Origin of the sequence: Phaeovulum sp. (assembly GCF_030684035.1) — a bacterium.
Taxonomy (GTDB): domain Bacteria; phylum Pseudomonadota; class Alphaproteobacteria; order Rhodobacterales; family Rhodobacteraceae; genus UBA6213.
The window spans coordinates 1-13,795 of the sequence record NZ_JAUXPI010000012.1 but is presented as its reverse complement, the minus strand read 5'-3'; the positions used below and the strand labels follow the sequence as shown (position 1 = coordinate 13,795).

Annotated in this window: 12 protein-coding genes; 9 read left to right on the top strand and 3 right to left on the bottom strand. The window is 64.4% G+C overall.

Annotated features, from left to right (window positions below):
* The first annotated feature begins 2 nt into the window (after positions 1-2).
* The 3 genes from Q8J98_RS03220 (at position 3) to Q8J98_RS03210 (ending at position 4,658) form a co-directional block, all read left to right on the top strand.
* On the top strand, positions 3-1,565 hold the full coding sequence (locus Q8J98_RS03220; RefSeq protein ID WP_305293118.1) for an O-antigen ligase family protein: 1,563 nt from the start codon (positions 3-5) through the stop codon (positions 1,563-1,565).
* The gene (locus tag Q8J98_RS03215) at positions 1,562-2,368 is read left to right on the top strand and encodes a metallophosphoesterase (RefSeq protein WP_305293117.1); all 807 of its coding nucleotides are present in this window, start codon (positions 1,562-1,564) and stop codon (positions 2,366-2,368) included. Before Q8J98_RS03220 ends, Q8J98_RS03215 begins: the two co-directional genes overlap by 4 nt.
* Before the next feature lie 121 nt (positions 2,369-2,489).
* Positions 2,490-4,658, top strand: coding sequence for a Wzz/FepE/Etk N-terminal domain-containing protein (locus Q8J98_RS03210; RefSeq protein WP_305184610.1), 2,169 nt, complete (start codon positions 2,490-2,492; stop codon positions 4,656-4,658).
* On the opposite strand, the gene Q8J98_RS03205 is transcribed toward Q8J98_RS03210, so the two are convergent.
* Together Q8J98_RS03205 and Q8J98_RS03200 are read right to left on the bottom strand one after the other, a co-directional pair.
* Positions 4,637-5,212, bottom strand: a complete 576-nt coding sequence (locus Q8J98_RS03205) for a phosphatase PAP2 family protein (protein ID WP_305184609.1) — start codon at positions 5,210-5,212, stop codon at positions 4,637-4,639. The two genes, Q8J98_RS03210 and Q8J98_RS03205, sit on opposite strands and share 22 nt — an antisense overlap.
* 109 nt (positions 5,213-5,321) lie before the next feature.
* Positions 5,322-6,191, bottom strand: a complete 870-nt coding sequence (locus Q8J98_RS03200) for an SDR family oxidoreductase (RefSeq protein WP_305184608.1) — start codon at positions 6,189-6,191, stop codon at positions 5,322-5,324.
* Between the two features lie 88 nt (positions 6,192-6,279).
* Between Q8J98_RS03200 and ade the strand changes: the two genes are divergently transcribed.
* From ade to Q8J98_RS03170, 6 genes are all read left to right on the top strand, one after another.
* The gene (ade, locus tag Q8J98_RS03195; protein WP_305293116.1) at positions 6,280-8,082 is read left to right on the top strand and encodes an adenine deaminase; all 1,803 of its coding nucleotides are present in this window, start codon (positions 6,280-6,282) and stop codon (positions 8,080-8,082) included.
* Positions 8,079-9,554 carry an AMP nucleosidase gene (locus tag Q8J98_RS03190; RefSeq protein ID WP_305293115.1) on the top strand — a complete coding sequence of 492 codons (1,476 nt, stop codon included), beginning with the start codon at positions 8,079-8,081 and terminating at the stop codon, positions 9,552-9,554. The genes ade and Q8J98_RS03190 overlap by 4 nt, the downstream gene beginning before the upstream one ends.
* Positions 9,555-9,686: 132 nt before the next feature.
* Positions 9,687-9,974, top strand: coding sequence for an HU family DNA-binding protein (locus tag Q8J98_RS03185; protein ID WP_305184605.1), 288 nt, complete (start codon positions 9,687-9,689; stop codon positions 9,972-9,974).
* An 85-nt stretch (positions 9,975-10,059) separates the two neighbouring features.
* Complete coding sequence (locus tag Q8J98_RS03180; RefSeq protein ID WP_305293114.1) at positions 10,060-10,926, top strand: DMT family transporter; 867 nt, start codon at positions 10,060-10,062, stop codon at positions 10,924-10,926.
* 84 nt (positions 10,927-11,010) lie between these two features.
* A complete protein-coding gene (locus Q8J98_RS03175) occupies positions 11,011-11,724 on the top strand; it encodes a cytochrome c biogenesis CcdA family protein (RefSeq protein WP_305293113.1) in 714 nt (237 codons plus the stop codon).
* Between the two features lie 14 nt (positions 11,725-11,738).
* Entirely contained in the window at positions 11,739-12,179 is a 441-nt protein-coding gene (locus tag Q8J98_RS03170; protein WP_305293112.1) for a thioredoxin family protein, read from the top strand.
* Here the strand turns inward: Q8J98_RS03170 and aroC are convergent.
* The gene (gene aroC / locus Q8J98_RS03165; protein WP_305293111.1) at positions 12,176-13,279 is read right to left on the bottom strand and encodes a chorismate synthase; all 1,104 of its coding nucleotides are present in this window, start codon (positions 13,277-13,279) and stop codon (positions 12,176-12,178) included. The two genes, Q8J98_RS03170 and aroC, sit on opposite strands and share 4 nt — an antisense overlap.
* Positions 13,280-13,795 lie beyond the last annotated feature (516 nt).

Here is a 13,795-nt window from a genome sequence, read left to right as displayed (position 1 = left end):
GCATGCAGGACCCGAACACCCGCAATGCGAAACCCGCACCGACGGCAGCGAAGACCCGGCAGGCGGGCGCTGGCGGGGTGCGCGGAAATGTCGCAGTATCGGCACAGCGCACGGCCGCGCCGCCCCGGCTGCACCTGACCGAATCGAATCAACGCCGCCGCCGCCTCAATACGATGCTGGCGATTGGTCTTGTTGCGATCGTGCTGATCGCGCCGCTTCCGGTCGGGTCGAACCGGGGCGCTGCCTGGATGCTCTGGGCAATGGTGCTTGGCATGGGCGCGGCGCTCTATTTTACCGCTGTCGCCCTGCTGCCCTCGGTGCGGCCGTTCCGCGCCCTGGTGGTGCGCCGCTGGCTCTGGCTGGTGGCTGCGGCGCTCGTCTGGGGTCTGGTGCAGTACCTGCCGGTTGCGGGTTTCATGCCGCGCTGGATCGCGGCACTGCCAGAAACCGGCGCACCCCGCCCCGCCAGCCTCAGCCTCGCGCCGGGCGCGACCTTCGTGGCGGTCTTGCGCGGGTTCACCGTGCTTTTGTTCTTCATTCTGATGATGGAAGTTTCGGCGCGGCTCAGCCGGGCCCGAACCATCGGCTGGACGCTGTTTTTCGGAGTTGCGTTTTACGCGCTTTGGTCCCTGCTTTCACTTCGCTTTTTCGGCGACAGTTTCTTCTGGGGCACCAAGACAAGCTCGCTTGGCGCGGCAACCGGCCCGTTTGTCAACCGCAACTCTTTCGCGACCTTCCTTGGCATCGGCGCAGTTCTGGGCCTGGCGCTCATGCTTGAACGGGCACGGCTGCCGCGGATGCGCCACCCGTCTGGCCACCGGCTGACAAGCGCCGAGAACATCGCGACGCTGTTTCTTGACGTGGTCTGGCTGATCGTCATGGTGGCACTTGTTGCCACCCAGTCGCGCATGGGCCTTGTTTCCACCGTCGCCGGTCTGGGGTTGGTATGGGTGACCTCGCCGAACGCCCAGGCTTCGGGGCGACGCGCGCAGATGTTGCGCTGGTCAGGCGGCGTTGCCGCAGTGGCGGTGATCGTGTTCTTGCTGGCTTTTCAGGGCGAAGCGGTCATCTCGCGCTTTTTCGGTGCCGAAGGTGACTTGGCGGTGCGGACGGCGCTTTATGCGCAAGTCATCGACATGATCGCCACCCGGCCGCTCACCGGTTTCGGTCTTGATGCGTTTCAACCTGCATTTGAGCTTTATCATCGGCTGCCGGTTTCCTCTGCGTTGATCTGGGACAAGACCCATTCAACCTATCTGGCGCTTTGGGTAGAGCTTGGGCTGGTATTTGGCACCCTGCCGATGATCGCGGCGGCGGGTCTGGCGCTGCGGTTGGTGCAAGTGCTCCGGCGCAGGCACCACGACGTGGCTCTGGTGGCGGCGGCGCTGGCGGCGCTGCTGACCACCGGCATTCATTCACTGGTCGATTTCAGCCTTGAAATGCAGGCCAACCAGTTCCTGTTGCTCGCCGTTCTCGCGCTTGGCGTGGCGCGCCGCGGGATGACCGATAATTTGGAAGATGGCACCGCGCCGATAGCGTCTGAAACGCCCGGGGCAGCAGAATGAACACGCTTCTGCGCTGGATTCTGGCACGCCGGAAACCGCAACCCGGCCCCCCTCAGCCAGCGGCCTCGGGCCTTGTTCTTGATGCGGAGCCTGCCGCGCTTTACGCAGTCGGCGACGTGCATGGCCATATCGACCTCTACCGGCAGATCGAAGCGCGGATTGCCGCCGATCCGGTCCCGGGCGAAAAGCTGATCGTGCTCTTGGGCGATATTGTCGATCGCGGGCCCGACAGCGCGGGCATGATCGACCACCTGCTGGCACCGCCGCCCGCCGGTGTCGGTCGGATCTGCCTGCTCGGCAACCACGAAGACATGGCGCTGCAATTTCTGCTCGACCCCGATCCTCTGGCAGAGTGGCTGGTGCATGGCGGTGCCGAAATGCTGGCATCCTACGGGATCGCACGCGGCGTGGAAGCGGCGCGGGCGCTTTCGCGGCGGGCGCTTGCGATGCGAATCGCCGCGCATATTCCCGGGGAACACATCGAGTTTCTTCAGTCTCTGCCGCTGTTCCTGCGCGCCGGTCCGCATTTCCTGAGCCATGCAGGCGTGGATGCAGCGTTGCCGCTGGAAATGCAGACCCGCCGCGCCTTGCTCTGGTCGCGGCAGTTCATTGATGCCGAAACCGCGCCGCCCCCCGGTCTTGGGCCTTCCGGACTGGTTGTGCAGGGTCATTTGCCGATCGAGTCGGCAGCGCAGCGCGGCTGGCGCATCAATGTCGATACCGGTGCCTATGTGACCGGGCGGTTAAGCGCGGTGCGGCTGCAACCAGGCCTCGCGCCAGTGTTCCTTTCGGTGGGGCAATAGCGCCGAGGGCTTTGGCCCGCGCAAAAAGTCTGGAAAAGAACGCATGCTGCTGTTAGGCCTGCGGCAGATGCCAAGGTCGGATTATACGCGAATATCATTGTAGAAAGTGCGGCAAAGCGGAATGACAAATCAACCTCTGGAACCGATGCAGGAGATCGACGTCAAGGCCATCGTTGCGCTTTTGCGCCGCCAAGTCTGGCTGATCGGTCTGAGCACGCTTCTGGTTCTGGCAATCGCCGCTGCGTATCTGGTGACGGCGCGGCCGATCTATACCGCCACCTCGCTGGTTCTGGTTGATCCCAACAGCAAGTCGCTGGTCTATTCCGAAATCGCCAGCGTTTCGGGTGCCAGCGAAAACGCGCGGGTTGACAGCGAAGTTGAAATTCTGCGCACGCCCAGCGTGGCGCTGGCAGTGGTGCGCGACCAGAGCCTTATCACCGACCCCGAATTCGGGCCGAAGCTCGGTCTGGGCGACAAGATCAGGCAAGCGCTCGGGTTCGAGACATCGCAAGACCAGAGCGGCGATTCGCTGGTCAAGGCGGTGCTGGTCCGATTCATGGAGGCGGTCGAGGTTCGTCGCCGCGGCATTACCTATCTGATTGCCGTGTCGGTCAAATCCGAATCGCCAGACAGGGCCGCGGAACTTTCGAACGCGCTGACGCAGGCCTATATTTCGGCGCAGGTGGAAAGCAAGATTTCCTCCACACTCGCGGCACGCGACAAGTTGCAAAGCCAGATCGCGGCGGCGCAGGCCGCGCTTTCGCAAGGCGAAGGCGCGATTGACGGTTTCATTGATACCAATCTGGCGCGGATCGAAGCCGAAAGCGGGCGATCCGATATCGAGGCATTGCGGCTGGCGCTTACCGCCGCGGACGACAAGCGGCTGGCCGCAAACGTCCGTGTGCAGGATCTGCAGACCAAGCTGGCGGCGGGCGACTGGGCAACGCTGACAGCGGGTCTGGGCGATGCCGCGCTTGCCGCGCTGCAAAGCCAGCGCGAAGCACTTCAGCGCCAGCTTGATGGCGTGCCGATCGGCTCGACCGACGATGTGAACCTGCGCGCCGCGCTTGCGCAGCTTGATGCCCGCCAGCAAGAGCGCGCCGCCGCGGCGATTTCGCGCGTTGAAGGCGAAGCGGCGGCGCTTGCGCAGTCCACGCAGGATCTGCGCGGTCAGATCCGGCAAACACTGCTGAGCGGCACCATCCCGTCGGAAGTTCTGACCGAGCTTTACGGCCTTCAGCAAGAGGCGACGATTGCCCGCAGCCAGTACAACCTGCTCTTGTCGCGGATGCGCGAGCTGGAGATCCAGGCGGCGGTACAGATTGCCGACAGCCGCGTGGTTTCGCCCGCGCTGCCGCCTAACTCGCCAAGCTACCCAAACAAGCGCATGGCGCTGGCTTTGGCGCTGGTGGCGGGGCTGGGGCTCGGGGTCGGGCTGGCGTTCCTCAACGAATATTACATTGGCGGCATCACTACCGAGAACCAGTTGCGTGATGTGCTGCATGCGCGCGTGGCAACGGCGATTCCCCTCATTACGTTGAAAGGTGAGACGCAGCGGAGCATTGCCGACTCGGTGATAACCGATCCGCTTTCGCCCTATTCCGAATCGATCCGCAGGCTTCGCGCAACCATCGACCTTTCATTCAAGGGGTCCAGGGCGGAAGCCACATCCGCCAGCGGCGATGAGGGCCGGGTGATCGTTGTCACCTCGTCGATCCCGGCAGAAGGCAAAAGCACCACCGCGCTGGCGCTGGCGCGGGCCTTTGCGCAGGCCAACCGGCGTGTGCTGCTGATCGACGCGGATCTGCGCAAGCCGACGATGCACAAGCTCCTTGGCATTTCTGCGGTGCACGGGCTTGCCGATTGGCTGCACGAACCGTCGAGCGAAGAGCTTGGCCGCGATCTGATCGTGAAGGATTCGATTTCAACCGTTTCTCTCGCGCTTGGTGCCGGCCGCGCGCATGCGGAAACCGACCAGCTTTTGGGCGGCGAGGCATTTGGCACGCTGCTTCAGATGGCGCGGGGTGCCTTTGACATAACCATCATCGATACCCCGCCGCTGTTGCCGGTGGTCGATGCGCGCTACCTTGCGGGCTATGGCGATACGCTGGTGATGGTGGTGCGTTTTGGCGTTACCAGCCAAAGCGACGTGCGCAGCGCCATGGCAATGCTGAACGAATCCAAATCTCCCAACGCCGAGGTCATTGCGGCGCTGAACCACCAGCCGAGCAGCGCAAAATCCTACCGCTACGCCGGGTATTACACCGATTACAGCGGCGGCGACGCCTGATCGGGCTTGCTCTGCTTGCGCCGGAGCCGCGCAAACCCGCGCCCGACCGGGGCGCGCCAACGGCTGCCGGGGCGCAGGAAGCGGTCGCAGAAGATGCCCCAGATCGCACCGACCAGAACCTGCCAGATATTGTGCGACTGCGATTCAATGCGCGACGCGCCGGTGAAGGCAGCGGCGAGAATGACCACGGTCTTGGCCACCGGATGCCCGGTTATGCAGCTTTGAACCAGCGCGCTCGCGCCAAAGGCGGCGGTGGCGGTGTGCCCCGAGGGAAAACCCTGCAACCCGCCATGCGGGCGGCGGTTGATCTCGAGATCCCCCAAGGCGCGTTTGGTGCCATGCAGGCCAATGAACATCACCGCGTAGCGCCCGAGATATTCGCCGACATCGCCGTTCAACACCGAGCAGCCGATTGCCAGCACCGGCAGCGCGATCTGCAAATTGTCGCCGTAGCGCTCGGGATTGCGCGGGGTAATCGCGATCACCAGCGCCAATGCGGTCATGATGATTGCAACGCGCATGCGCATCGAAAGGCGGCGGGCGGCAGCAAGCATCGGCACACTCCTCAATCGAACCGGCGGTGCCGCTGCTTAGCGGCTGCGAAGGGTCAGGTAAACCGCCATCCTGCGCCGCTGGGCGGAGGTTTCTCCTGTCGCAACCGGTCTACCGCCCTTGCGCAGCATTCTCTGCCGCCAGCACCGCCGCCAGCCCCTCGCGGTAACTCGGATATCGCAACCGCACGCCCAGTTCAGTCTTGATCCGGTCGTTCCTCACCCGCTTGCTTTCCGCATAAAAGCTCGCCGCCATAGGCGGCAGGACCGCTTCGCTGAAGGCCACCAGGGGCGGTGGCGGCAGGCCCAGCAGTCCGGCGGCGCAGGCAATGACATCTTCGGGCGGCGCGGGGTCATTATCGCAGACGTTGTAGATTGCGCCCGGGTTCGGCCGCGCGATCGAAGCGGCGAGCGTGGCTGCAATGTCATCCACATGGATGCGCGAAAACACCTGCCCGGGCTTCACCACCCGCCGTGCAGTGCCGTTTCTGATCTTCTCGAACGGCCCGCGACCGGGACCATAGATGCCCGCCAGCCGGAATACATGCAGCGGCAGGCCGGTGCGCGCCGCCAGCGCGGCCCAGGCGGTTTCGGCGGCAACCCGCGCGTGGCCGCGCTCGGTGCTTGGGGCAAGCAGTGTGGTCTCATCCACCCAACCGCCCGCGTGGTCGCCGTAAACTCCGGTTGTGGAAAGGTAGCCGAGCCATTCCAGATGCGGCGCGGCCTTGGCCAGCACTTCCGCCTCGCGGGCCAGTATCGGGTCGCCGGAAAGGCCGGGCGCGATGGAAACGAGCACATGGCTGGCCCGCGCAAGCTGCGGCGCAAGTGGGCTGCCGGGCCATGAAACAGGCTCTATTCCGGCCGAAAGAAGCGTTGCCTGATGCCCCTGTGTGGTGCCGATGATGTGCCAGCCCTGCGGCATCAATACCCGCGCGAGCGCCGCCGCCGTGTAGCCGTGTCCGATGGAAAGAAGCGTGTTCATTGCCCGAATATCAGGCGCGCCCGGGCCTCGTGCAAGCCGTCATCAGAAGGTCACTTGCAAGCCGCTGCGCCCGGTGGCAGATTTCGGCATGGAAATTCATGCTTCAGTCAAATCCTGGCCCGAGGTCGCGCCCCGCCTGATCGCGGTTGCGGCGGGCCGCGTGCCTGCCGATCTGGTGATCCGCGGCGGCCAATGGGTCAATGTGCATAGCCGCGAGATAGTACCCGGCCACGATATTGCCATTGCCGAGGGTCGCTTTGCCGCCATCGGCCCCGATCTGAGCTACGCGATAGGCCCCGACACAGAGGTGATCGAGGCGCACGGGCGCTACATGATCCCCGGCCTTTGCGATGCACACATGCACATCGAAAGCGGCATGCTGATTCCCGCCGAATTCGCGGCTGCGGTGATCCCGCATGGCACCACCAGCATGTTCACCGATCCGCATGAAATTGCCAATGTGCTTGGCCTTCAGGGCGTGCGGATGATGCATGACGAAGCGCTGATGCAGCCGATCAACATTTTCACCCAGATGCCTTCCTGCGCGCCTTCGGCACCGGGGCTGGAAACGACCGGGTTCGAGATCACCCCCGAAGATGTCGCCGAGGCAATGGGTTGGCCTGGCATCATCGGGCTGGGCGAGATGATGAACTTTCCCGGTGTTGTGGCGGGCGACGCCAAGATGTTGGCCGAAATTGCCGCCACCCAGAATGCGCGCAAGACCGTCGGCGGGCACTATGCAAGCCCCGATCTTGGCCGCGCCTTTGCCGCCTATGCCGCGGGCGGGCCGGCGGATGACCACGAAGGCACCTGCGAGGCCGATGCAATCGCGCGGGTGCGGCAGGGAATGCGGTCGATGATGCGGCTCGGCTCTGCCTGGTATGATGTGCAAAGCCAGATCACCGCGGTCACCGAGAAGGGCCTCGACCCGCGCAACTTCATTCTTTGCACCGATGATTGCCATTCAGGCACATTGGTGCACGAGGGCCACATGAACCGCGTCTATCGCCACGCGGTGGCCTGCGGGGCCGAGCCGCTGGTGGCCTTGCAGATGTGCACGATCAACACCGCCACGCATTTCGGGCTGGAACGTGAACTGGGCAGCATCGCGCCGGGGCGGCGGGCCGACCTGATCCTGACCTCGGACCTGCGCGCCCTGCCGGTCGAGCTTGTCATCGCGCGTGGCGTGACGGTGGCGAAAGATGGGGTTTTGCTGGCGAAATGTCCGCACTACCCTTGGCCCGATGCGGCGCGTAAGACTGTGCACCTTGGCAAGCGCCTCAGCGCCGCCGATTTTGCCATTGCCGCCCCCGCCGGGGCAAACAGCGTGACCGCCCGCGTCATTGGCGTGGTCGAAAATCAGGCCCCCACCAAGGCGCTGACCGCCGAACTCGATGTGGCCGATGCCATCGTGCCCGCCGACCCCTCGCGCGATGTTGCGCAGATTGCCCTGGTGGAGCGGCACCGAGGTACCGGCGGCGTGGTCAACGGGTTTGTGTCGGGCTTCGGCTACAAGGGCCGCATGGCGCTTGGCTCGACCGTCGCGCATGACAGCCACCACATGATCGTGGTCGGCACCGACCGCGAAATGATGGCCGCTGCGGCGAACCGGCTGGGCGAACTCGGCGGCGGCATCACGGTTTGGAAGGATGGCGCAGAAATCGCCCATGTGCCGCTGCCGATTGCTGGCCTGATGTCCGACGCCCCCGCGGCAGAGGTTGCCGCCGCCGCGTCGCGCATGGTGGCGGCCATGGCCGAATGCGGCTCGACGCTCAACAATGCCTATATGCAGCACAGCCTGCTGGCCCTCGTGGTGATCCCGGAACTCAGAATCTCCGACCTCGGCCTTGTGGATGTGACCACCTTCAAATTGACGGACCTGTTCGCATGAACGACCAATTGCCCATCATCAGCCCCCATGCCGTGCCGCCCGAGCTGTTCACCGATGCCGCCGAGGCGGTAACGCGGCTGGAGCAGCTTTACCGGCAAGCCACCGATTTTCTGCTGGAGAAATTCGGCGAAACCCTGACCGCAATGCGCCCTGAAGCGCGATTTCGCGCGTTTTACCCTGAGGTGCGGATCACCTCGCCCAGCCACGCCAAGGCTGACAGTCGCCTCGCCTGGGGCTATGTTTCGCATCCCGGCACCTATGCCGCCACGATCACCCGGCCAGACCTGTTTCGCAATTATCTGACCCAGCAACTGGCGCTCATCATGCGCAACCACGGCGTTGCGGTGCAGGTTGGGCTTTCTGATACGCCGATGCCGGTGCATTTTGCGCTCACGGCATTGCCCACGATCTCGGTGCCGCAAGAAGGTGTGCTCGATTTTTCGCTGCGCGACGTGTTCGACGTGCCAGCGCTTGCCAGCATGGATGACGACATCGTCAATGGCACCGCAGCACCGAACCCCGATGGCTCGGGCCACCTCGCGCCGTTTACCGCGCAACGGGTCGATTATTCGCTGGCGCGCCTCTCGCATTATACCGCGACCGCGCCCGAGCATTTCCAGAACTTTGTGCTGTTCACCAACTACCAGTTTTATGTGGACGAGTTCGAGGGCCTGGCGCGCCGCGCCCTGGCCGACCCTGCCGCCGGCTACACCGCCTTTGTCGCCCCCGGCAACGCCGAGATCACCGGCCCCGATCAACCGCTGCAATCGCCCGCGAAACTGCCGCAGATGCCGAGCTATCATCTCAAGCGGGCTGACGGCAACGGCATTACCCTGGTCAATATCGGCGTTGGCCCCTCGAATGCAAAAACCGCAACCGACCATATCGCGGTTCTGCGGCCGCATGCCTGGCTGATGGTCGGCCACTGCGCCGGGTTGCGCAACAGCCAGTCGCTGGGCGATTTCGTGCTCGCCCATGCCTATCTGCGCGAGGATCATGTGCTTGATGACGACCTGCCGGTCTGGGTGCCGATCCCTGCGCTGGCCGAAATTCAGATCGCCTTGCAAGAGGCAGTGGCCGAGGTGACCAAGCTTGAGGGGTTCGAGCTGAAGCGGATCATGCGCACCGGCACCGTCGCCACCATCGACAACCGCAACTGGGAACTGCGCGACCAGTCCGGCCCGGTGCAGCGCCTCAGCCAAAGCCGCGCCATCGCGCTTGATATGGAAAGCGCCACCATTGCCGCAAACGGTTTTCGCTTTCGGGTGCCGTACGGCACGCTGTTATGTGTGTCCGACAAGCCGCTGCATGGCGAGCTGAAGCTGCCCGGCATGGCCACCGATTTCTACAAGACGCAGGTTTCCAACCATCTGCAAATCGGCGTGCGGGCAATGGAAAAGCTGCGCGAAATGCCGCTGGAACGCATCCACAGCCGCAAACTGCGCAGTTTTGAGGAAACAGCATTCCTGTGACGCCGCAGAATCCTTGGTCTCATGGCGAAATTCGCTTGCCATGATTCCGAAAAACGTGTGTTACAGGCCCCGCAAACCGTGTAAACGGCCTGATAACCCCCGCCAAACGGGGCCCAGCGAGGAGATAGATCCATGTCGAAACCACTGACCAAGACGCAGCTTGTGGCCGCAGTGGCCACCGAAATGGCGTCGGACAAGAAAACCGCCGCCGCCGCGCTTGATGCGATTGCTGCCGTGGTCACCAAAGAGATCGCCGCAGGCGGAGCCGTGAATCTGCCGGGCGTCGGCAAGATCTCGTGCCGCGCTCGCCCCGAGCGCCAGGTGCGTAACCCCGCCACCGGCGAATCCATCACCAAGGCCGCCGACAAGCAGGTCAAGGTTGCGGTCGCCAAGGCGCTGAAAGACAGCGTCAACGGCTGATCTTGCGCCGCCCCTTGCGGGGCACCGCAAAACCGATAGGGTCGCCCTTCCACGTCGGGGGGTGGCCCTTTTTGCTGAGGAATCTATGGATTTTCGCGCGATTTTCATGGGGCTTGCCTTTGCGCTGATGTGGTCCTCGGCGTTCACCTCGGCGCGGATGATCGTAGCTGATGCGCCACCGCTGACGGCGCTGGCGGCACGGTTCATGGTCTCGGGTCTGGTCGGTGTCGGCATTGCGCTGGCACTGGGGCAAAGCTTTCGGCTGAACCGGGCGCAATGGCGCGCTACCTTCATTTTCGGCATCAGCCAGAACGCGCTCTATCTGGGGCTCAATTTCGTTGCGATGCAATGGGTCGAGGCCAGCCTTGCCGCGATCATCGCTTCGGCCATGCCGCTGCTGGTAGCGCTGCTTGGCTGGCTTTTCCTGCGCCAGCGGCTGCGCCCGCTGGGGGTGCTTGGGCTATTCGCCGGGGTTGCCGGGGTGGCGTTGATCATGGGGGCGCGGCTTTCGGGCGGGGTTGACCCGCTGGGGGTGGCAATGTGCCTGGTGGCGGCGCTGGCGCTGGCGGCGGCGACGCTTTCGGTCAAGGGCGCGGCTTCGGGCGGCAATGTGATGATGATCGTCGGCCTCCAGATGTTCGTTGGTGCCGCGATCCTTACCGTAGCGGCGCTTTTGTTTGAAGATTTCACCGTGCATTGGTCGCCCCGGCTGATCGGTGCCTTTGCCTACACCACGCTGGTGCCCGGCGTGCTGGCGACTTGGGTCTGGTTCTGGCTGGTGGCGCGGATCGGCGCGGTCAAGGCTTCGACCTTCCATTTTCTCAACCCGTTCTTTGGCGTCGCGGTGGCGGCGGCGCTGCTGCATGAACGCATCGGCCCGCTTGATCTGCTTGGCGTGGCAGTGATCGCGGGTGGCATTCTTGCGGTGCAACTTTCTCGCGCGGCGCTGTAACGCCCGACGCGCGAAATTGTCATTTGCCCGAAGCGCAGGCGGCGCGTCTATGGTTGGCGCTAACGGGAGTCTCGGGATCACATGATGGAACTGCTTCTGGCCTATGCGGCGGGGCTGCTGACGCTGATCAACCCCTGCGTGTTGCCGGTGCTGCCGATCGTGCTTGCCACCTCGCTCGGGCGGCATCCGCTGGGGCCGGTGGCGCTGGCGGCGGGGATGAGTGTTTCCTTCACCGCTTTCGGCCTTGCGGTCACGGCCTTCGGGCAAGCGCTGGGGCTTGGGCCAGAGCGGCTGGTGCAGGCGGGCGCGGTGGCGATGCTGGCCTTTGGCCTGGTGCTGCTGGTGCCACGCCTTGCCTCCGGCTTTCAGACCGCGACCGCTGGCGTGGCGGCCCGCGCCGATGCCGGCATCGACCGAACTGAAGGCCTTGGCCTGCCCGGTCAGGTGCTTGGCGGCGCGCTTTTGGGTGCGGCGTGGAGCCCCTGCATCGGCCCCACGCTGGGCGGTGCGATAGCGCTTGCCAGTCAGGGCGAAAGCCTGGCGCGCGCCGGGGCGATCATGGCGGCCTTCAGCCTTGGCGTGGCCTCGGTCTTGCTGGCGCTTGCCTATGGCGCGCGCGGGCTTTTGATGCGCAACCGCGCCCGCGCCGCCCGCTTTGCCGCAGCCGCCAAACCCGCGCTGGGAATTGTTTTCGTGCTTGTCGCGCTTCTGCTGCTTAGCGGCGCGGCGCAACGCCTTGAAGGTGCCGTGCTGAACCTGCTGCCATCCTGGCTGCAAGACCTTTCCGTAGCAATCTGACCCCGGAGACCGCCATGAACCGCCGTGATTTCCTTTCGCTTACCGCCGCCGTCTCGCTCGCCACGCCGCTTGCGCTTGCGCCCGCAAAGGCGCGGGCCGCGAGTTCGCAGATGCTCGCCTATGTGCCCGGCCTGATCGAGCAGCGCCTTGCCAAGGGCGAGGTGCTGCTGGTCGATTATCACGCCGTCTGGTGCACCACCTGTGCCGCACAGGACCGCGCCATCACCGCGCTGCAAGCCGAAAACCCGGCCTATGCCCGAAAGATCACCTTCATCCGGGTGGACTGGGATACCTACTGGAACGACCCGGTGACCACCTCGCGCAACATCCCGCGCCGCTCGACCCTGCTGGTGCTGAAGGGCGATCAGGAACTTGGGCGGATCGTGGCAGGCACCTCGAAAACCAAGATCAAGGCGCTTCTCGACACCGCGCTGGCGGCGGCAGGTGTCGCCTAACCGATCAGCCCCCGCACACCGCCTGTTTGGCCCCGGTCTCGCAACACATGATCGAGGAGAACGCAGGCCATCATCGCCTCGCCCACCGGCACGGCGCGGATGCCCACGCAGGGGTCGTGGCGGCCCCTGGTGATGACATCCGCGTCTTCACCCGCGGTATTCACCGAACGGCGCGGGGTGAGGATCGACGAGGTCGGCTTGACCGCAAAGCGCACCACCACCGGCTGACCTGTCGAGATACCGCCAAGAATGCCCCCGGCGTGATTGGAGAGGAACGCGATCCCCTCCGGCCCCATCCGCATCTCGTCGGCGTTTTCCACGCCGGTCAGTGCGGCGGCGGCCATGCCCTCGCCGATCTCCACGCCCTTCACGGCGTTGATCGACATCATCGCGGCGGCAAGGTCGGCATCAAGCTTGCCATAGACCGGCGCGCCAAGGCCTGCGGGCACGCCTTCGGCCACCACCTCGACAACCGCACCAACCGAATTCTGCTGGTCGCTGCGGATGTGCCTCAGATAGGCCTCCCATTCCGCCACCACCCCGGCATCTGGCACGAAAAAATCGTTGCGCAAGATCTCGTCGCGGTCAAAGCGGGCGCGGTCAATGTGCTTGGTGCCCATCTGCACCATGTAGCCGGTGATCCGCAGGCCGGGGCAGAGCACCCCCAGCACCGCCCGCGCCACGCCCCCCGCCGCCACCCGCGCCGCCGTTTCGCGCGCGCTGGAGCGGCCGCCGCCCCGGTGGTCGCGCAGCCCGTATTTCTGATGATAGGTCAGGTCGGCATGGCCGGGCCGGAACGTCTGCGCGATCGCGCCATAATCGCGGCTTTGCTGATCGGCGTTTTCGATCATCAGCTGAATCGGCGTGCCGGTGCTCTGCCCCTCGAACACGCCCGAGAGAATGCGCACCTTGTCGGGTTCCTGCCGCTGGGTGGTAAGTTTGTTCAACCCCGGTCGGCGCAGGTCAAGCCAAGGCTGGATGTCGGCTTCCGAAAGCGGGATCCCCGGCGGGCAGCCATCGACGGTGGCACCCAGCGCCGGACCATGGCTTTCGCCCCAGGTGGTGACGCGGAACATCTGGCCGTAGGTGTTGAAGCTCATCGCGGGCACTCCTTGGGGGCGTGCCCCCCGCTTAGCCCCGCGCGGCCCACGGCTCAAGCATATTTGGCTTGCGCAAATAGGCCCGAAATTGAATAATGAAGGTGGAACGGCGACGGGTGCAACCGACGCCGCTCCGGGTACGCGTGTTGCTATATCCTCATGTGCCACCTCCCGGGCCGGCTTCACGGCCCCGCATTAGTGACGAGGCCTCAGAGCCTGAAGAACTATTGGCCGACTCTGAGGCCTCTGATTCTCCGGAATCCCGCAGTGTCCAGCCCGAACGCCCATGCGAATCAAACCTGTCGGAGTTTGACAGCATCGCAGAGAGGTTGTTCTTTGGCTTGCTGCCAGGGATATTGTAAAGTGTGCTTAGGTGACGGAAGATTTCCGACGTTAGGGTCGGATGAGTCTTGCCGTAGATGTATTTCGCCGCATCGTCCAAGATTCTTTGGCGCTCGCCACCCCCTCTATTCCGTCGTGCGCCAACAGGAATAGCATTGGCTTGTAATTCTTGTG

Coding starts and splice junctions, on each gene's coding strand:
- ade (WP_305293116.1), top strand. CDS start 6,280: ATGGAAATTCATGCTTCAGTCAAATCCTGGCCCGAGGTCGCGCCCCGC.
- Q8J98_RS03205 (WP_305184609.1), bottom strand. CDS start 5,212: ATGCTTGCTGCCGCCCGCCGCCTTTCGATGCGCATGCGCGTTGCAATC.
- Q8J98_RS03190 (WP_305293115.1), top strand. CDS start 8,079: ATGAACGACCAATTGCCCATCATCAGCCCCCATGCCGTGCCGCCCGAG.
- Q8J98_RS03210 (WP_305184610.1), top strand. CDS start 2,490: ATGACAAATCAACCTCTGGAACCGATGCAGGAGATCGACGTCAAGGCC.
- Q8J98_RS03170 (WP_305293112.1), top strand. CDS start 11,739: ATGAACCGCCGTGATTTCCTTTCGCTTACCGCCGCCGTCTCGCTCGCC.
- Q8J98_RS03185 (WP_305184605.1), top strand. CDS start 9,687: ATGTCGAAACCACTGACCAAGACGCAGCTTGTGGCCGCAGTGGCCACC.
- Q8J98_RS03220 (WP_305293118.1), top strand. CDS start 3: ATGCAGGACCCGAACACCCGCAATGCGAAACCCGCACCGACGGCAGCG.
- Q8J98_RS03180 (WP_305293114.1), top strand. CDS start 10,060: ATGGATTTTCGCGCGATTTTCATGGGGCTTGCCTTTGCGCTGATGTGG.
- Q8J98_RS03200 (WP_305184608.1), bottom strand. CDS start 6,191: ATGAACACGCTTCTTTCCATCGGACACGGCTACACGGCGGCGGCGCTC.
- Q8J98_RS03215 (WP_305293117.1), top strand. CDS start 1,562: ATGAACACGCTTCTGCGCTGGATTCTGGCACGCCGGAAACCGCAACCC.
- Q8J98_RS03175 (WP_305293113.1), top strand. CDS start 11,011: ATGGAACTGCTTCTGGCCTATGCGGCGGGGCTGCTGACGCTGATCAAC.
- aroC (WP_305293111.1), bottom strand. CDS start 13,279: ATGAGCTTCAACACCTACGGCCAGATGTTCCGCGTCACCACCTGGGGC.